Consider the following 18,576-nt stretch of genomic DNA (forward strand, 5'->3'; position numbering starts at 1 on the left):
CGTGCGGTCCTCGCGCTGCCCCGGGAGCAGTCCGCTCCCGGGTGCGGCGCCGCACCCGCCGGTTCAGTCCGGCTGGTGCTCCGGCCCCCCGAAGTCGGGGCTGGTGAAGTCCGGGCTGGTGAAGCTGGGGTGGTTGGTGGGGGAGCGGCCCTCGTCGGGGCTGTCGAAGCCCGGGCGGTCGTAGCCGAGAGTGGGGATGCGGCCGATCGGGCGGCGCGGGGCCGGGGCGCCGGGATCGACGCTCGGGTCGGCAAGGGCGTCGCGCAGGAACGGGTAGATGCCGCGTTCGAGCAGGGCGTGGCGCCAGGCCTCGCGGGCCCGGGCGAACTCCTGGGTGCGCTCGTCGGGGGCGTCCGCCTCACTGTCCTCGTCGATGGCCACGACCTGGGTGGCGCCGTTGCGTACCGCGGTGATCAGCAGTCCGACGGCGGCGGCGAGTATCGCGGCGGCGGTCAGCGCGCCGAAGAACCAGCCCGCCGTCAGCATGGTGTCGGCGAAGGCCGGCACCGGGTTGAGCATCTTCAGGATGTAGCCGACCAGGAGGAAGATCGCGGCGGCGGTCCCCGCGAGCACCGGGGCGAGCACGGCCACGACCGCGCCGATGCCCGCGCCCGAGGGCTCCAGGCTCACCTCCTCGGCGGCGGCGAGGACGGAATCGCGCGCGACGGTTGTGGAGGGTGAGCGCAGCTCTTCGCGCGCCCGGACGTAGTTCTCGTACTCGGCGGCGGCCCGCTCGGTGACGAACGTACCGGCGGCGAGCACCATGGTGCGCAGTTGCACGGCGTTGAGGCGGTCGCCGATACCGGACAGCTCGGGCCGTTCATGCGCGGTGCGCAGTGCCTCGTCGAGAATCCGCTCGAACTCCGGGCGGTCCTCGGCGAGCAGGTGCGGAGCGCTGTTCATGTGCATCCCCCGATGCTCCGTAGGGCCGGGAAGCCCGCCTGGTGAACGGGCAGTTGGGCGGAAACGGAGGAGAGCCTGCTACGGATAACCCGATGGTAGAGCCGCTACGGCACGGGGTGACAGGGTGTTTCCGGAAATGGCATACCCGGCGCTTTGCAGAACGCCTTCCCGGTCAACCGTCAGTCATGCAACGGAAGCTGCTGGACCAGCAGTTTTCCGGCCATGGTCACACCGCCGTCCATGGCGATGGCAAGACCGTCGGCGTACACGTGCGGACCTTCGACCACGGGGCGCGAATCCTCCTCGCCGTCCTCCGTCCCGACCTCGCCGAGCAGATACGGAATCGGGCTGTGGCCGTGCACGATCCGCTGCCCGCCGTACGCCGAGAGCAGCTCGCGGGCGGCCTGCGGGCCCGATTCGTCGCGGAAGGCGAAGCGCTTGGTGAACTTGCGGAACAGGTCCCAGCACTCGTCGGCGTCGTTGCGGTTGAGGATGGCGTGGACGGTGTCGTTGACCGCCTCGATCGAGTCGCCGTAATCCAGATAGGCGGTCGTGTCGGAGTGCATGAGGAGGTGGTCGTCCTCGTGCTCGATGGCATCGAGTCGGGACATCCACTGCAGGTGTACGTCCTGGAGCCGGTCCATGTCGGCCTTCTGGCCGCCGTTGAGCAGCCAGGCGGCCTGGAAGGTGGCGGTGCCCGCGCCGGAGTTGACCGGGGTGTCCGCGAACCGCTTGGCGCCGATGAGGAGCAGCTCGTGGTTGCCCATGAGGGCCTTGCAGTAGCCGCCGGCGGCCGCGGCCTCGGCGGAGAGCCGCATGACCAGGTCGATGACGCCGATGCCGTCGGGGCCCCGGTCGGTGAAGTCGCCGAGGAACCAGAGGCGGGCGGTGCCCGCGGCCCAGTTGCCGGACTCGTCGATGAGGCGCTGCTCGCGCAGGGCGGCCAGCAGTTCGTCGAGGTAGCCGTGGACGTCGCCGACGACGTACAGCGGGCCGGGGCCCTCGGGCACCTCGGGGGCGACGGGTTCGACCGTCGGCAGCTTCACGGTGTCCCCCCGGTGGATCACCGGGAGGTCGCGTGCGGTCGGCGTGTAGCCCTCGGGGGGCTCGTCGTCCGAATAGGTGGTCGCGCCAGGCTCCGGAGCGGACGCGAAGGGCGCAGGTGCTTCCGGGTGGCCGACGGGCGACTCCGGGCGGAAGACCTGCACCACCGGCTCCGGACGCGCGGGAGGTTCCTCGGGCGGTGGCACGGGGGTCTGTTGCGCGTACGGCGGCACCCGGAAGTCACGCAACGTCTCCGTCCGCACGGGTCCCTGACCGGCCCCCTGAGTCATCGACCCCTCCACCACCGTCGCACCGCCGTACACCGTGGGAGCCGCCAGGTCGGGCGGGGATCCGTGGTGTCGTGCGCCCATCATAGGAATGCGCCTCATGCTGTGTGACGCACCAGGGGTGGTCAATCCGGGTGCGAGCGGTGTTCGCGGGGGTTTATGTCCCCAATGTGGTGATCAGGGGCAGGCTGATTCTGCCGCTTGGACGATCTTGAGTCCAACGTGAACCGGCCGGGAAGTTTCGCCCGGCCGGGAGTTCACTCCTTGTTGGGGCCGGTCTGGTCCTTGGCCGGTGAGCGGGGCGGGCTGACCGTGGTGCGCGGCGGGCGCCGCTGGGACGAGGTCCGCACGATCAGTTCGGTCGGTATCACCTGCTCGATCGGGTGACCGTTGTCGATTCCTTCGATCGCGTCGATGAGGAGCTGGACGACGGCCGTGCCGATGCGCCGCGGTTTGAGCGAGAGGGTGGTGATGGGCGGTTCGGTGGTGGCGTACACGGTGGACTCGCTGCAGCACACGAGGAGCAGGTCCTCGGGTACTCGCAGTCCGTAGCGCCGCGCGGCCGCGAGCAGGTCGGTGCCGTTGGGGTCGAAGAGTCCGTACACGGCGTCGGGCCGGTCCGGGCGGGCGAGCAGCCGGTCGGCTGCGACGGCGCCCGCACACGGGTCGTGCGCCGGGTAGGACTCGTACACCGGGTCCTGGCCGACGCGTTGGCACCAGGTCAGATAGGCCTCGGTGGACAGCCGGGTGTAGGTGTCGGTGGTGGTTCCGGTGAGCAGGCCGATCCGGCGGGCGCCGGCGGCGGCGAGATGGTCGAGCAGGCTGAGTACGGCGGCCTCGTGGTCGTTGTCCACCCAGGCCGTGACGGGCAGGGAGCCCGCCGGGCGGCCGTCGGAGACGACCGGAAGGCCCTGGCGTACGAGTTCGGTGACGACGGGGTCCTGGTCGGAGGGGTCGATGACGACGGTGCCGTCGAGGGCGACGTTCGACCAGACGTCCGCCGGACTGCGGCGTGAGGTGGCGGGCAGGATGACGAGGGCGTACCCGCGGGCCAGCGCGGCCGAAGTCGCGGCTCTGGCCATCTCGGCGAAATACGCGAATTCGGTGAAGGTGAAAGGTTCATCCCCGTAGGTCGTGACGGTCAGGCCGATGAGGCCCGACTTTCCGGTACGGAGCGTGCGGGCCGCTGCGGATGGGCGGTAGCCCAGCCGGTCTGCGACCTCGCGGACGTGGCGGCGGGTGGCGTCGGGGAGCCGGCCCTTGCCGTTGAGCGCGTCGGAGACGGTCGTGATGGAGACACCGGCGGCGGCGGCCACGTCCCGAATGCCCGCCCGCCCCAGCCGGCGACCGGTCGACCGGCTCACCTGGTGCTTCCCTGCTGCTGTCATGGCGAGCCGATAGTAGGGCGATGACGGGCGGTTGGCCCGGGTGCATATGCACGCGTTGACAGGCACGTTTCTGCATGATCGAAAAGCGTCAGTGGCCTTGCTATGCAAGGGAGTTGGGCGATCAGGCGTTGTGGTGGCGCTTGTCGACCCGTGAGCGGCTGACAACTGTCCGATGTCTCGAAGAGGTCTCAACTCACCTTCACGGGTGATGCGCGCCACGGCGCGGGCCACCGGCGCGCGGACGGAACGGGAGCGCTCCCCCCTTCCCGTACGCCCGCCGGGAACCGCTCCCCGTCCGCTATTCGCAGGGGAGCCGAATCCTCATAAGGTGAGGAGTATTGGATGTGTACGGAGCTGTCCGCCGCGGCGGGCACCACACCGGCACGGAACGGTCGAGGAGGACCTGCGGTGAGCGAGACGAGCCCCAAGCTGCGCGCCGAGCTGGACGGCATCCCCACCTACAAGCCCGGCAAGCCCGCGGCGTCCGACGGCCCGGTCGCCTACAAGCTCTCCTCGAACGAGAACCCGTACCCGCCGCTCCCCGGCGTGATGGAGAGCGCGATGGCGGCCGCGGGGAACATCAACCGCTATCCGGACATGGCGTGCACCGGATTGATGAACGAGCTGGCCGAGCGCTTCGGGGTTCCCCTGACGCACCTGGCCACCGGCACGGGCTCGGTGGGCGTGGCCCAGTCGCTGATCCAGTCCACCTCCGGCCCCGGTGACGAGGTCATGTATGCCTGGCGCTCCTTCGAGGCGTACCCGATCATCACCCAGATCAGTGGAGCCACGTCCGTCCGAGTGCCGCTGACCCCCGGCGACGTGCACGACCTTGACGCGATGGCCGAGGCGATCACCGAACGGACCCGGCTGATCTTCGTCTGCAACCCGAACAACCCGACCGGCACCGTGGTGCGCCGGGCCGAGCTGGAGCGGTTCCTGGACCGGGTGCCCTCCGATGTCCTGGTGGTGCTCGACGAGGCGTACCGGGAGTTCATCCGCGACACCGAGGTGCCGGACGGGATCGAGATCTACCGCGACCGGCCGAACGTGGCCGTGCTGCGCACCTTCTCCAAGGCGTACGGGCTCGCCGGGCTGCGGGTCGGCTTCGCGGTGGCCCATGAGCCGGTCGCGGCGGCGCTGCGCAAGACGGCCGTGCCGTTCGGCGTCAGCCAACTGGCCCAGGACGCGGCGGTCGCCTCGCTGCGCGCCGAGGACGAACTGATGGGCCGCGTGGGCTCGTTGGTCTGCGAGCGGCAGCGCGTGTACGAGGGCCTGGTGCAGCAGGGCTGGACCGTGCCCGAGACGCAGGCGAACTTCGTCTGGCTGCGTCTTGGGGAGCGCACGGTGGACTTCGCCGCGGCGTGCGAGGCGGCGGGCGTGGTGGTCCGGCCGTTCGCGGGCGAGGGCGTGCGCGTCACGATCGGCGAGAGCGAGGCCAACGACCTGTTCCTCAAGGTCGCGGAGGGCTTCCGCAAGCAGGCCTGAGGCGTCTCCCCTCAGGACGGCTCGGAGGGGTGCCGGGGAAGGCGCCCCGAAGGGCCTCCCGGCAAGCGTTTAGACGGCGTCGACCCGGATCGGGTCGCCGGAGCGGACCGTGGCGAGCAGCCGGGGGTCGCCGTCGATGCGGCCGAGGACGTTGCACGGGCTCGCGAGCCGGCATTCGTCGCCGCGCGAGATCGGCGTGGGGCCGTAGGGGAGCGCGAGCGCGTCGCCGTCGGTCCAGAACGCCACCGTCCCCGGCTCCACCACCTGGCGGGCATCCGCCTCCCGGGCGGGGGAGACGGGGGTGTCGAAGTAGACCTCCTCCCCCCAGGTGTGGGCGGTGGAGACGATCGGGAGTGCCCCCGCGAGCGCCTTGCTCGTGGGGGTTTCTTCGAGCGTCGCGGTGAGGCTGCCCGCGGGCCATGAGATGCGAATGCGCAGCTGGTTCTCCATGGCGCCGAATTCAACAATATGTTGAAAGCCTTGGGAAGGGGGTGTCCATGTCCGCTCGGCAGAACCCGCCCCGCCTTAAGGGGACCCCCCTGAAGGGTGTCGACAGCCCGTGCGACATAATGCTTGTGAATGTGAACGCGTTCACAAGCTCGCCCGCTTCATCCTGGAATCGGTGGGATTAAACGGGCAGGCTGAGGCTGTGACCACGGCGATGTAAGGAGAGTGCCGACGTGGACCTGGCTCTGGCGCCGGAAACCCTGGCGCGATGGCAGTTCGGTATCACCACCGTCTACCACTTCCTCTTCGTCCCCCTGACGATCTCGCTCGCGGCGCTTGTCGCGGGCCTGGAGACCGCCTGGGTGCGAACGGGGAAGGAGAAGTACCTCAAGGCGACCAAGTTCTGGGGCAAGCTCTTCCTGATCAACATCGCGATGGGTGTGGTCACGGGCATCGTCCAGGAATTCCAGTTCGGCATGAACTGGTCCGACTACTCAAGGTTCGTCGGCGACGTCTTCGGTGCCCCGCTGGCCTTCGAAGCGCTCATCGCCTTCTTCTTCGAGTCGACCTTCATCGGGCTGTGGATCTTCGGCTGGGACAAGCTGCCGAAGAAGATCCACTGCGCCTGCATCTGGATGGTCTCCATCGGCACCATGTTGTCCGCCTACTTCATCCTGGCGGCCAACTCCTGGATGCAGCACCCGGTCGGCTACAAGCTCAACAAGGCCACCGGGCGCGCCGAGCTCACCGACTTCTGGCACGTCCTGACGCAGGACACCACGCTCGTCGTCGTCTTCCACACGCTGACCGCGGCCTTCCTCACCGGTGGCGCGTTCATGGTCGGCGTCGCCGCCATCCACCTGCGCCGCAAGAAGCACATCCCGGTGATGCGTACGTCGCTGCGGCTCGGCCTGGTCACGCTGGTGATAGGAGGGCTGCTCACGGCCGTCAGCGGAGACTCGCTCGGCAAGGTCATGTTCAAGCAGCAGCCGATGAAGATGGCTGCCGCCGAGGCCCTGTGGGACGGCCAGAACTCCGCACCGTTCTCGATCTTCGCCGTCGGCGACGTGGCCAAGGGCCACAACGACGTCGAGATCTCGGTGCCCGGAATACTGTCCTTCCTCGCCGACAACAACTTCTCCTCGTACGTCCCCGGCATCAACGACGTGAACAAGTCGGAGCAGGAGAAGTTCGGGCCCGGCGACTACCGGCCCAACATCCCGGTCACCTTCTGGGGCTTCCGCTGGATGATCGGCTTCGGCATGACGTCCTTCGCCATCGGCTTGGCCGGACTCTGGCTCACCCGCAAGAAGTTCATGCTGGCGCCGGCGATGCGGACCGGTGAGGACGAAGTGCCGAACCTGGTGCTCTTCAAGAGCAGGGCACTCGGCACCCGACTGACCAAGTGGTACTGGTTCGCCGCCGTCTGGACGCTCGGCTTCCCGTTGATCGCCAACTCGTGGGGCTGGATTTTCACCGAGATGGGCCGCCAGCCCTGGGTCGTGTACGGCGTGCTGCGCACCAAGGACGCGGTCTCCCCCAGCGTCTCGCAGGGCGAGGTCCTCACCTCGATGATCGTCTTCACGCTGCTGTACGCCGTACTCGCGGTGGTCGAGGTCAAGCTGCTCGTCAAGTACGTCAAGGCCGGGCCGCCCGAGCTCACCGAGGCCGACCTCAACCCGCCCACCAAGATCGGCGGGGACGACCGCGACCCCGACCGGCCGATGGCCTTCTCGTACTGAGGCTGAGGAGATCGAGGCATGGAACTCCACGACGTCTGGTTCGTACTCATCGCCGTCCTGTGGATCGGCTACTTCTTCCTGGAGGGATTCGACTTCGGGATCGGCATTCTGACCAAGCTGCTGGCCAGGGACCGCACCGAGAAGCGCGTCCTGATCAACACCATCGGACCCGTCTGGGACGGCAACGAGGTGTGGCTGCTCACGGCCGGCGGCGCGACCTTCGCCGCCTTCCCCGAGTGGTACGCGACGCTCTTCTCGGGCTTCTATCTGCCGCTGCTGATCATCCTGGTCTGCCTGATCGTCCGCGGTGTCGCCTTCGAATACCGGGCGAAGAGGCCGGAGGAGAAGTGGCAGCGCAACTGGGAGCAGGCCATCTTCTGGACCTCGCTTATCCCGGCGTTCCTCTGGGGCGTGGCCTTCGCCAACATCGTGCGCGGGGTGAAGATCGACGCGCACATGGAGTACGTGGGCACCTTCTGGGACCTGCTCAACCCGTACGCGATCCTGGGCGGCCTGGTCACGCTCTTCCTCTTCACCTTCCACGGCGCGGTGTTCGCCTCGCTCAAGACGCTCGGTGACATCCGCGAGCGGTCGAGGGCGCTGGCGCTCAAGCTGGGTCTGGCGACAGCCGTGCTCGCGCTCGGCTTCCTGATCTGGACCCAGGCCTCGCGCGGTGACACGAAGAGCCTGGTCGCGATGGCCGTCGCCGTACTCGCGCTGGTCGGGGCGGTCGTGGCCATCAAGGTCGGGCGCGAAGGATGGTCGTTCGCGCTGTCGGGCATCACGATCGCGGCCGCGGTGGCGATGCTCTTCCTGACGCTCTTCCCGAACGTCATGCCGTCGTCGCTGAACGACGCCTGGAACCTCACGGTCACCAACGCCTCGTCCAGCCCGTACACGCTGAAGATCATGACCTGGTGTGCGGGGGTCGCGACCCCGATCGTGATGCTCTACCAGGGCTGGACGTACTGGGTGTTCCGCAAGCGGATCGGCACCAAGAACATCGCCGACGCGCACTGACCCTGAGGTCCTCATGGTTCAACGGGGGTGTGTTTCACGTGAAACACACCCCTCCGGCCCCGCTCTGATCCTTCCGGTTGGGGGATGTTTCACGTGAAACCGATCGATCCGCGTCTGCTCCGGTACGCCCGCGCCACCCGCTTCTTCCTGGCGGCGGTGGTGGCCCTCGGCCTGGTCGGGGCGGGGCTGATCGTCGCCCAGGCGATGCTCATCGCCGACGTCGTCGTAGGGGCGTTCCAGCACGGCCAGGACGCGGCCGGGCTGAGGACACCGCTGCTGTTCCTCGCGGCGGTCGCGGTCGGGCGGGCTCTGGTCTCCTGGCTCACCGAACTCGCCGCCAACAGGGCGAGCGCGGCGGTCAAGTCGGAGCTGCGGGGCCGGCTCCTGGAGCGGGCCGCCGGGCTCGGCCCCGAGTGGCTCAGCGGTCAGCGCACGGGGTCGCTCGTCGCGCTCGCCACCCGTGGGGTCGACGCCCTCGACGACTACTTCGCGCGTTACCTGCCACAACTCGGTCTCGCCATCGTGGTGCCGGTGGCGGTGCTCGCGCGGATCGTCACGGAGGACTGGGTGTCGGCGGCGACCATCGTCGTCACCCTGCCCCTCATCCCGCTGTTCATGGTGCTCATCGGCTGGGCCACCCAGTCGCAGATGGACCGTCAGTGGCGGCTGCTGTCCCGGCTTTCGGGGCACTTCCTCGACGTGGTCGCCGGGCTGCCGACGCTGAAGGTGTTCGGCCGGGCCAAGGCACAGGCCGAGTCGATCAGGACGATCACCTCGGACTACCGCAGGGCGACGCTGAAGACCCTGCGGATCGCCTTCATCTCGTCCTTCGCCCTCGAACTGCTCGCGACGATCTCGGTGGCGCTGGTCGCGGTCGGCATCGGCATGCGTCTGGTCCACGGCGACCTCGATCTCTACACGGGTCTGGTCATCCTGGTCCTGGCCCCCGAGGCCTATCTGCCGCTGCGCCAGGTCGGCGCGCAGTACCACGCGGCGGCGGAGGGACTCTCGGCCGCGGAGGAGATCTTCGAGGTCCTGGAGACCCCGCTGCCCGAGGACGGCAAGGACAAGGTGCCCGCGGGTCCGGTCCGCATCGAACTCGACGGCGTGACGGTGCGCCACCCCGGGCGCACGGAACCCTCCTTGGCGCCCACCTCCCTGGTGGTGGAGCCGGGCGAGACCGTGGCGCTGACCGGGCCGAGCGGCGTCGGGAAGTCCACGCTCCTCAACGCGGTGCTCGGCTTCGTGAATCCGCGGGACGGCGGCCGGGTCCTGGTCTCCGGCGCCGATCTCGCCACGCTGTCCCTGGCCGACTGGCGCGAGCGGATCGCCTGGGTGCCGCAGCGGCCGCACCTCTTCGCCGGGACGATCGCGGAGAACGTCCGCCTCGCCCGCCCGGACGCAGATGACGCGGACGTGCTCGACGCGCTGCGGGATGCGGGGGCGCACGACTTCGTGGCCGCGCTGCCGAACGGCATGGCCACGGTTCTGGGCGAGGGCGGCGCGGGCCTCTCGGCCGGACAGCGCCAACGCCTCGCGCTGGCCCGTGCCTTCCTGGCCGACCGGCCGGTGCTGCTGCTCGACGAGCCGACGGCCGCGCTCGACGGCGAGACCGAGGCCGGCATCGTGGATGCGGTGCGTCGGCTGGCGGTGGGCCGCACGGTCCTGCTCGTCGTGCACCGCCCGGCGCTGCTCGCCGTCGCGGACCGGGTGGTGGAGCTGCGGCCCGCCGAAACGCCGTCCCCCGTCCCGGTCCGGCGAGAGACGGCTGCGGCCCCAACCGGCAAGGTGGCGGCGCCTGTCGATGGCTTGGAGGCGGCCACGCCAGGAACCCCGGCCGCTGCCCGGAATCCGCTCGCCCGGGTCCGTTCCGCCGCCCGTGGGCTGCGCGGCCGCATCACGCTCGCGCTGCTGCTCGGCGCGCTGGCGCTCGGCTCGGCCGTGGGCCTCATGGCCACCTCCGGCTGGCTCATTTCGCGAGCCTCGCAACAGCCGCCCGTGCTCTATCTGATGGTGGCCGTCACCGCGACCCGCGCCTTCGGCATCGGCCGCGCCGTGTTCCGCTACGCCGAGCGCCTCGTCTCGCACGACGCCGTGCTGCGGATGCTCGCCGAACTGCGGGTCGCCGTGTACCGGCAGCTGGAGCGGATCGCCCCCGCCGGACTGCGCGAGACCCGGCGCGGCGACCTGCTGTCCCGCCTCGTCGCCGATGTGGACGAACTCCAGGACTACTGGCTGCGCTGGGCTCTGCCGGCCGGAGTCGCCGTTGTCGTGTCCGTGCTGAGCGCCGGGTTCACCGCGTGGCTGCTTCCCGAAGCGGGTGCCGTGCTCGCCGCCGGACTCCTCGTCGCCGGGGTCGTGGTCCCGGTCGTCAGCGGGGCCCTGGCGGGGCGGGCCGAGCGCCGGCTCGCCCCGGCCCGCGGGGTGCTCGCCACCCGGGTGGCCGATCTGCTCACCGGAACCGGCGAACTGACCGTGGCGGGAGCCCTCGGCCGCCGCACCGGCGATGTGAAGGACGCCGACTCGGTACTGACCAGGATCTCCGCGCGAGGCGCCGCCGCCACCGCGCTCGGGGGCGGGCTCTCGGCGCTGACCTGCGGACTCACCGTGGCCGCCGCCGCGCTGGTCGGCGTGCAGGCGGTCGTCGCCGGGCGCCTCGACGGGGTCGAGCTCGCGGTGGTCGTGCTGGTTCCGCTCGCCGCCTTCGAGGCCGTGACCGGGCTGCCGCTCGCCGTGCAGTCCCGCCAGCGGGTCCGGCGCAGCGCCGAGCGCGTCTACGAGGTGCTCGACGCGCCCGCCCCCGTACAGGAGCCGGAGGCGCCCGCCGCCGCGCCACGCTCGCCGTTCCCGCTGGAGCTGCGCGGGATCGGCGCCCGGTACGCCGGGCAGGAGCGGGACGCGTTGCACGACTTCGGGCTGCGCCTCACCCAGGGCATGCGGGTCGCCGTCGTCGGCACCTCCGGATCCGGCAAGACCACCCTCGCGCAGGTGCTGCTCCGGTTCCTGGACGCCAAGGAGGGCGCGTACGAGATCGCCGGGAGCGATGCGATCCGGCACAGCGGCGACGACGTGCGCAGGCTCGTGGGCCTCTGCGCCCAGGACGCGCACCTCTTCGACAGCTCGGTGCGGGAGAACCTGCGGCTCGCCCGCACCGACGCCACCGACGACGATCTGCGCGCCGCCCTGGAGCGGGCCCGGCTGCTGGACTGGGTCGACGGGCTGCCCGACGGCCTCGACACCCTCGTGGGTGAGCACGGCGCCCGGCTGTCCGGCGGACAGCGCCAACGGCTCGCCCTGGCCCGGGCCCTGCTCGCCGACTTCCCGGTCCTCGTCCTTGACGAACCGGCCGAGCACCTGGACCTGGCGACCGCCGACGCGCTCACCGCGGACCTGCTCGATGCCACCGAAGGCCGTACGACCGTGCTGATCACGCACCGGTTGCGGGGCCTCGAAGCCGTCGACGAAGTGGTCGTGCTCGACGAGGGACGGACCGTGCAGCGCGGCGCATACGAGGATCTGGCGCTGGTGGACGGCCCCCTGCGGCGCATGCTGGAGAGGGAGCGCGAGACCGAGGCCACGCAGTACCCGACTTTCCCCGCCAAATAGGACTAACTAGTCTCAAGGCATGCCAGTGCCGCCAGTGCCGAAGAGACCCACGGGTCACCAGGACGTCAAGGACCTGGACCACCAGGGCCAGGATCCGCTCGAAGCGGCGACCCGGGCCACGCGCAGCCTGCAGGGCCTGTCCACCGAGCTGACCGCGCGGGTGCCGCAGCTCCTGGAGGCGATGCGCTCGGTGGGGACGGGCCTTGAGCTGCACTCCACGCTGGACCGGATCTGCGAGACGGCGGCCGAGCTCGCCGGCGCCCGGTACGCGGCCATCGGCGTCGTCAACGAGGAGGGCCGAGGGCTCTCGGATTTCGTGACGTACGGCGTCAGCGACGAAGTGGCCCGCGCGATCGGGCGCCGGCCCGACGGCCACCGCGGGCTGCTCGGCTGGCTGATCCACCACCCCGAGCCGCTGCGGCTCGCCGAGATCTCGGCCGATCCGCGCTCGGCCGGACTCCCCCCGAACCATCCGCCGATGCGCACCTTCCTCGGCGTCCCCATCCGCGTCCAGGGCGAGATCTTCGGCAATCTCTACCTGACCGAGAAGCACAACGGGGGCGAGTTCAACGACTACGACCTGCACATGGTGCGGGTCCTCGCCACGGAGGCCGGGATCGCCATCGGCAACGCGCGGCTCTACGAGGCGGCGCGCCAGCGTGAGCGCTGGATCGACGGTTCGGTCGCCGTCACCACGGCCCTCCTCTCGGGCGGCGACGCGGACGACGCCCTGGAGGTCGTCGCCGAACAGGCCCGCCACCTCGCCATCTCCGACGCCGGCATAGTGCTGCTGCCCGCCGACGAGGGCGGCCTGGAGATCGTCGCGGTCTCCGCCGACAACCCGCGCGTCTCGCTCGGCGTGGTGATCCCGCCCGAGAGCCCGGTCGTCTCGACGCTGCTCGAAGGCGAGGCGGTCTTCGTGGACGACGCGGCCACCGACCCCCGGATGATCACCAAGCTGTCGGAGCTGTACGGGCCGAGCATGCTGCTTCCGTTGCAGAGCGGCGGCCGGGTCCTCGGCGCTCTCGCCACCCCCCGGGTGCGCGGCGGGCGCGCCTTTACCGAGGCGGAACGGACGCTGGCCAGCCAGTTCGCCTCGCAGGCCGCGCTCGCCCTGATGATGGCCGAGGCCCAGCGGGACCGGGAGCGGCTCGCGGTGTACGAGGACCGCGACCGGATCGCCCGCGACCTGCACGACCTGGTCATCCAGCGCCTCTTCGCCACCGGGATGATGCTGGAGGGTGCCCAGCGCAAGTCCGTCGTGCCTGAGGTGCAGGGCGGCATCGGCAAGGCGGTCGACGAACTCGACGTCACCATCCAGGAGATCCGCACCGCGATCTTCGCGCTCCAGCAGGGCCCGGCCGAGGCGCCCTCCGGGCTGCGCACGCGCGTCCTGCGGGAGATCAACATGGCCGCCGTGCCGCTCGGCTTCAAGCCGGCCCACCGCTTCCTCGGCGCCGTCGACACCCTGGTCGGCGAGCTGACCGGCAAGAACCTGATCGCGGCGCTGCGCGAGGCGCTCTCGAACGCCTTCCGGCACGCCGAGGCGTCCCGGATCGAGGTCGTCGTCGACGCCACGGCGCAACTGCCGGACGGCAGCGCGGGGGTGCGCCTGACCGTCGCGGACAACGGGGTCGGGATCCCCCCGGGCGGCCGCCGCAGCGGACTGCGCAACCTTCAGCGGCGTGCGGAGGCGCTGGGCGGATCGAGCTCGTACGGCCCGGGGCTCGGCGACGGCGGGGGCGGCACCACCGTCGTCTGGGAAGCGCCGCTCTGATCAGCCGGGGCCGGCCGGGCAGGGCCGGATCGTCGGGCAGCCGGTGGGTGTTTCACGTGAAACCACACCTTCCGTGCCGGTCCGGCTCGTACCCGGAGTCCCTCAGAGCGTCTTGAGGATCTGCTCGATCACGACCGCCACGCCGTCCTCGTTGTTGGCGACCGTACGTCCGGAGGCGGTGGCCAGGACGTCGGGGTGGGCGTTGCCCATGGCGTACGACGTGCCGGCCCAGCTCAGCATCTCCATGTCGTTCGGCATGTCCCCGAAAGCCACCACCTCGGCGGGCGAGATGCCGCGCTCGGCGCAGCACAGGGCCAGCGTGGAGGCCTTCGAGACGCCCGCGCCGCTGATCTCCAGGAGTGCGGTCGGGCTGGACCGGGTGATCTCGGCGCGCGCCCCGACCGCCGTGCGGGCCAGCGCGAGGAAGTCGTCCGGGGCCAGTTCGGGATGGAACGCGAGCACCTTGAGCACCGGCTGACCCGCCGCGTCGGAGTCCTCGGCCAGCAGCTTCTCGGCGGGTGCGATGCTCGCCGCCGGGTCCAGGTGCATCGGCGGATAGGCGAGTTCGTGGTGGAAGCCGCGGGTGCGCTCGACCGCGAAGGACGTGCCGGGCACGGCCGCCCTCAGCAGGGTGACGACGTCGAGGGCGGCCCCCCGCTCCAGCGGCCGCACCTTCACGAAGCGGTGGCCGTCGCTGTCGCCGTGCAGATCGACGACGGCCGCGCCGTTGCCGCAGATGGCCAGGCCGTGGCCGTGCACATGGGCGCTGACGACGTCCATCCAGCGGGCCGGGCGCCCGGTGACGAAGAAGACCTCGATGCCCGCCTCCTCGGTGGCGGCCAGGGCCGCGATCGTACGGTCCGACACGGACTTGTCGTCACGCAGCAGGGTGCCGTCCAGGTCGGTCGCGATGAGCCGCGGCGCGGTCGGTACGGGGCGGGTGGCCGGAGCGGGATCCGTAGCAGAGGTCACCGGCCCATTGTCCCGTATACAGGCGCACGGGCGTGCGAGTAGGCGCACATCTGAGAGGACGGTCAGCGGAGCTGGGCGAGTGCCTCGGTGGCGATCTTCTCGAAGACGGCCTGGTCGGTGGCGAAGTCCGAGTCGGGGATCGGGAAGTGGAGGACGATCTCGGTGATGCCGAGTTCCGCGTGCCTGCCCGCGAAGTCCACGAAGGCGTCGAGGGAGTCCAGGGGCTGGTTGCGGTCCGGCGTGAAGCCGGTGAGGAGGATCTTGTCCAGGTCGGCCACCTCACGGCCCAGCTCCGCGCAGGCCTTGCCGAGCTTTTCGATCTGGTCCCGGATCGCCGCGCGCGATTCGGCGGGCGTGCCGTTCTCGAAAATCCTGGGGTCACCCGTGGTCACCCACGCCTGCCCGTGGCGGGCGGCCAGCTTCATGCCGCGCGGTCCGGTTGCGGCCACCGCGAACGGCAGCCTCGGCCGCTGCACACAGCCGGGGATGTTGCGGGCCTCGTTCGCGGAGTAGAACGTTCCCTCGTGCGAGACCGAGTCCTCGGTGAGCAGGAGGTCGAGCAGCGACACGAACTCCCCGAACCGGTCCGCCCGTTCGCGCGGCGTCCAGGGCTCCTCGTCGCCCCTGAGCAGCGTCGAGGCGTCGAAGCCGTTGCCGCCCGCGCCGATGCCCAGGGTGATCCGTCCGCCGGAGATGTCGTCGAGCGAGATGAGGTCCTTGGCCAGGGTCACCGGGTGCCGGAAGTTCGGGGAGGTGACGAGCGTGCCCAGACGCAGCTTCTCGGTGGCGGCGGCAGCCGCGGTCAGCGTGGGGACCGCGCCGAACCAGGGGCCGTCGCGGAAGGTGCGCCAGGAGAGGTGGTCGTATGTGTACGCCGTGTGGAAGCCCAGTGTCTCCGCGTGGCGCCACCGTTCGCGGCCCCCTTCGGACCAACGGCGTTCCGGCAGGATCACGGTGCTCAGGCGCAGACTCATGTCTCAGAGCTTACGGCGGGCGGGTGCGGCCGGCAGCCGTGGGCAGCTGAGGCCCGGCCCGGAGTGAGGGGTGGCCGGGACCGCGGTCAGGCGGGGATGTCCTCCAGGATTCCCGACTGGGCGAGCAGGTAGGCGAGCTGGGCCCGGCTGTGGCTGTTGAACAGCTCGGAGGGCTTCTTGATGTGGGTCGAGACCGTACGGGTGCTCATTCCGAGCCGCTTGGCTATCGCGGCGTCTGTGTGGCCCGCGACCATCAGGCCCAGCACCGCGTGGCGCGTCTCCTCGGTGAGCAGGGGCGGACGGGCCTGGTACTCGGTGATGCCCCGGCCCGCCCGCCCCGGTGAGAGCCTTGTTTCCGGAGCTGCGTCGAATCCCCGGTCCGCGTGCGCCGTCGGCCGCGGCGCAGGAAGGCCGGTACGTGCATGTCCGTTTCTCTGCACATTTGCTCCCCCTTCAAGTTTCAGCATTGCGTGATCACCAGGTGTGGCTGTGCACCAGATCCGTTCCGGCCGTTCGGGCCGCCATCTCCACGTTGACGCCGAGCGTGCGCAGCGCCGCGTTGGCCCCCGCCGCGAGCCCCGGCTCCCGGTACGCCGTCACTCCTGACTCGTTCCGCGGCTCCCCGAAGCAGCGCACCCGCAGATCGACCAGGGCCCGCAGCGCCTTGGCGAGCTCCCCGGCGTGCACTCCCGCGCCGCCGTACACCTCGGGCGGGAACTCCTTGGTGAGGAGGTCGACACCCAGCCTGTTCCCCTCCGTCGCGGCGTTCTGAGAAGCGAGCGAACTCATCCGTACTCCCTGATGTCGAGCGGTTGTCACGACCGCAGTCCGGCACCTCACGGGCTCCGCCGGGCACCCCTGCAGGGGCGTTCCCGGCGCCTGTGGCGGGCCCGGACGGCACGGGGAGAGGGCTCCCACGGGCGACGCTAGGACAGGAGGGGGCGCGGTGGGGCGGGTGTACGGGTGTGGGCGGGGTGGATGCGCTGCCCGGGAGTGCCGTTGCCGCCGCTTGGCGCGCGGGCTCCCGCGGGAGCGGACCCGGCTGCTGTCGTCGGCGCCCGGCGGTACCGCTCAGCCCGGCAGCCGCAGATACTCCGGCGGTACGGAATCCGTGAGCCAGACGCCGTTGGCGCTGACGTGGAAGACGTGGCCGGCCCGGTGCATGGCGCCGGCGTCCACGCTCAGGACCACCGGTCGGCCGCGGCGGGCGCCGACCCGGGTGGCGGTCTCGCGGTCGGGCGAGAGGTGCACGTGCTGCCGGTCCATGGGGCGCAGACCCTCGGCGCGGATCGCGTCCAGGTTGCGGGCCACGGTGCCGTGGTAGAGGTACGCGGGCGGTTCGGCGGGCGGCAGGCCGAGGTCCACGGCCACGGTGTGGCCCTGGCTGGCCCGGATCCGGCCGCCCTCCACGGCGAAACGCCGCTTGTCGTTGGTGGCGACGACGTGGTCGAGCTCGGCACGGGTGATGGGGAAGCGGTGCGCGGCGGCGGCCCGCAGCAGCACGTCGATCTCCACCCAGCCGTTCGGGTCGAGGACGAGACCGATCCGCTCGGGCTGATGGCGCAGGTGCTTCGAGAGGTATTTGGACACCTTGACGGTGCGTCTGTCGTCGGGGAGCGGCCGCTGGCTGTCGCGCGGCGGCTCCGGCGGGGTTTCCGTCATGGCGCCAGGGTGCCGGGCCGGAGGGGGTCCCGGCATCCCCATTCCCTTGGTGGCGGGCCCCGTCGGGAGACAGGGAGTCAGGGAGCCAGCTGCTCCGCCGCCCACCGGGCCCACTCCTCGTGCATCGCGCTGAGCCGCTTGCCGTACTCCAGGGCGAGCCTGCCGTGCACCGAGATCGGGTCGTCGCCCCAGTCGATGGCCGACTCCGCCTCCTTGAGGCCCGCGAGCTGCTGGGCCGAACGCTCGGCCTCGGTAAGGAGGTAGGCCTTCGCCTCGACGCGGGTGAGTTCGCCGAGGAAGAAGACGCGGAGCAGGGAGTCGCTGCGGCGGGTGCGGACCGGCTCAACCTCCGTGAGCCAGCGGTGCAGTTCGGATCTTCCCGACTCGGTGATCGCGTACTCCTTGCGACCGCGCGGCCCCTCTGCGGACACCTCGACCAGGCCGCCGTCGGCGAGCTTGCCCAGCTCTCCGTAGACCTGGCTCTGGGTCGCCGACCAGACGTGGGCGAGCGACGTCTCGAACAGCTTCATCAGGTCGTACCCGCTGGCCGGACGGTTGGTGAGGAGGCCCAGGACTGCATGGCGGAGGCTCATGCGTTCCACTCTACATTCCACTCTTGACACGTCAAAGTAGCAACCTCTATATTCGACATGTCGAAGTTGGAATGTGGAGCCGGGCCGCAGAGCTCGGAACAGAGGGGACTCCCATGAACTACCTGCGCGGATTCATCCCGTGGATCGTCTTCGCCGCCGTCGGCAGCGCGCACTGGCAGTGGGGCGCGCTCGCCGCCCTCGCCGCCGGCGCCTATCTCTTCGCGATGGACCGCAAGCGCGGGGTGTCCGCCGATTCCCTGATCCTGGAGCAGTCCACGATCGCCTTCTTCGCCGTGCTGAGCGTCATCGCCTTCGCCGCTCCCGACAGCGGGCTGCGTGACTACGGCGGCGCGCTGGCCACCGGCTGGCTGGCGCTGACGGCCTGGGCCACGCTGGCCGTCCGCAGGCCCTTCACCACCGGGATAGCCAAGCGCCAGGCGCCGCGCGAGGTGTGGACCCACCCGGTGTTCGTCCGGATCAACGTGGTGCTCACCTCGGTGTGGGCCCTCGCCTTCACCCTGACCGCAACCGCCCTCGCCGTCATCGACGCCGAGTCGCTGGGCAGCGCCGCTTCGATAGCCGTGCAGGTCGCCGGCTTCGCCGTCCCGGCCGTGATCACGGCCCAGTACCCGGAGCGCGCCCGCCGCGCCGCCGTCCAGAAGGGCGCCTGACG

General features: G+C 70.7%; 16 protein-coding genes. 6 read left to right on the plus strand and 10 right to left on the minus strand.

Annotated elements, in window-relative coordinates; translation table 11 throughout:
• Window positions 1–63: 63 nt before the first annotated feature.
• From IE206_RS25020 to IE206_RS25030, 3 genes are all read right to left on the minus strand, one after another.
• The gene (locus IE206_RS25020; RefSeq protein WP_189965750.1) at window positions 64–909 is read right to left on the minus strand and encodes a hypothetical protein; all 846 of its coding nucleotides are present in this window, start codon (window positions 907–909) and stop codon (window positions 64–66) included.
• 173 nt (window positions 910–1,082) lie between these two features.
• The gene (locus IE206_RS25025; RefSeq protein ID WP_189965752.1) at window positions 1,083–2,237 is read right to left on the minus strand and encodes a metallophosphoesterase; all 1,155 of its coding nucleotides are present in this window, start codon (window positions 2,235–2,237) and stop codon (window positions 1,083–1,085) included.
• A 254-nt stretch (window positions 2,238–2,491) separates the two neighbouring features.
• Entirely contained in the window at window positions 2,492–3,622 is a 1,131-nt protein-coding gene (locus IE206_RS25030; RefSeq protein ID WP_189965753.1) for a LacI family DNA-binding transcriptional regulator, read from the minus strand.
• Between the two features lie 408 nt (window positions 3,623–4,030).
• On the opposite strand from IE206_RS25030, the gene hisC reads away from it, so the two are divergent.
• A complete protein-coding gene (hisC, locus tag IE206_RS25035) occupies window positions 4,031–5,110 on the plus strand; it encodes a histidinol-phosphate transaminase (protein ID WP_189965754.1) in 1,080 nt (359 codons plus the stop codon).
• 69 nt (window positions 5,111–5,179) lie between these two features.
• Here hisC and IE206_RS25040 read toward each other — a convergent pair whose 3' ends face one another.
• A complete protein-coding gene (locus IE206_RS25040; protein ID WP_189965755.1) occupies window positions 5,180–5,560 on the minus strand; it encodes a cyclophilin-like fold protein in 381 nt (126 codons plus the stop codon).
• Window positions 5,561–5,790: 230 nt separating this feature from the next.
• On the opposite strand from IE206_RS25040, the gene IE206_RS25045 reads away from it, so the two are divergent.
• The 4 genes from IE206_RS25045 (at window position 5,791) to IE206_RS25060 (ending at window position 13,702) form a co-directional block, all read left to right on the plus strand.
• The gene (locus tag IE206_RS25045; protein ID WP_189965756.1) at window positions 5,791–7,299 is read left to right on the plus strand and encodes a cytochrome ubiquinol oxidase subunit I; all 1,509 of its coding nucleotides are present in this window, start codon (window positions 5,791–5,793) and stop codon (window positions 7,297–7,299) included.
• Window positions 7,300–7,317: 18 nt separating this feature from the next.
• Complete coding sequence (cydB, locus tag IE206_RS25050; RefSeq protein ID WP_189965757.1) at window positions 7,318–8,319, plus strand: cytochrome d ubiquinol oxidase subunit II; 1,002 nt, start codon at window positions 7,318–7,320, stop codon at window positions 8,317–8,319.
• An 84-nt stretch (window positions 8,320–8,403) separates the two neighbouring features.
• Entirely contained in the window at window positions 8,404–11,925 is a 3,522-nt protein-coding gene (gene cydD / locus IE206_RS25055) for a thiol reductant ABC exporter subunit CydD (protein ID WP_226598986.1), read from the plus strand.
• A gap of 19 nt (window positions 11,926–11,944) precedes the next feature.
• Entirely contained in the window at window positions 11,945–13,702 is a 1,758-nt protein-coding gene (locus tag IE206_RS25060; protein WP_189965759.1) for a GAF domain-containing sensor histidine kinase, read from the plus strand.
• A gap of 102 nt (window positions 13,703–13,804) precedes the next feature.
• Here the strand turns inward: IE206_RS25060 and IE206_RS25065 are convergent, their stop codons facing one another.
• From IE206_RS25065 to IE206_RS25090, 6 genes are all read right to left on the minus strand, one after another.
• A complete protein-coding gene (locus IE206_RS25065; RefSeq protein ID WP_189966021.1) occupies window positions 13,805–14,692 on the minus strand; it encodes a Cof-type HAD-IIB family hydrolase in 888 nt (295 codons plus the stop codon).
• 44 nt (window positions 14,693–14,736) lie between these two features.
• On the minus strand, window positions 14,737–15,648 hold the full coding sequence (locus tag IE206_RS25070; RefSeq protein WP_189965762.1) for an LLM class flavin-dependent oxidoreductase: 912 nt from the start codon (window positions 15,646–15,648) through the stop codon (window positions 14,737–14,739).
• Between the two features lie 86 nt (window positions 15,649–15,734).
• Complete coding sequence (locus IE206_RS25075; protein ID WP_226598984.1) at window positions 15,735–16,088, minus strand: response regulator transcription factor; 354 nt, start codon at window positions 16,086–16,088, stop codon at window positions 15,735–15,737.
• Between the two features lie 34 nt (window positions 16,089–16,122).
• Window positions 16,123–16,437 (minus strand): alpha-maltose-1-phosphate synthase, encoded by a 315-nt coding sequence (locus tag IE206_RS25080; protein ID WP_189965766.1) that lies wholly within the window; start codon window positions 16,435–16,437, stop codon window positions 16,123–16,125.
• Between the two features lie 282 nt (window positions 16,438–16,719).
• Window positions 16,720–17,310 (minus strand): RNA 2'-phosphotransferase, encoded by a 591-nt coding sequence (locus IE206_RS25085; RefSeq protein WP_189965768.1) that lies wholly within the window; start codon window positions 17,308–17,310, stop codon window positions 16,720–16,722.
• A 77-nt stretch (window positions 17,311–17,387) separates the two neighbouring features.
• Complete coding sequence (locus IE206_RS25090) at window positions 17,388–17,903, minus strand: PadR family transcriptional regulator (protein WP_189965770.1); 516 nt, start codon at window positions 17,901–17,903, stop codon at window positions 17,388–17,390.
• Window positions 17,904–18,016: 113 nt separating this feature from the next.
• Here IE206_RS25090 and IE206_RS25095 point away from each other — a divergent pair, with 113 nt between their 5' ends.
• Window positions 18,017–18,574, plus strand: a complete 558-nt coding sequence (locus IE206_RS25095) for a hypothetical protein (protein ID WP_189965772.1) — start codon at window positions 18,017–18,019, stop codon at window positions 18,572–18,574.
• Window positions 18,575–18,576: the final 2 nt, after the last annotated feature.

Source organism: Streptomyces violascens (assembly GCF_014649955.1).
In the GTDB taxonomy this organism is placed as follows: domain Bacteria; phylum Actinomycetota; class Actinomycetes; order Streptomycetales; family Streptomycetaceae; genus Streptomyces; species Streptomyces violascens.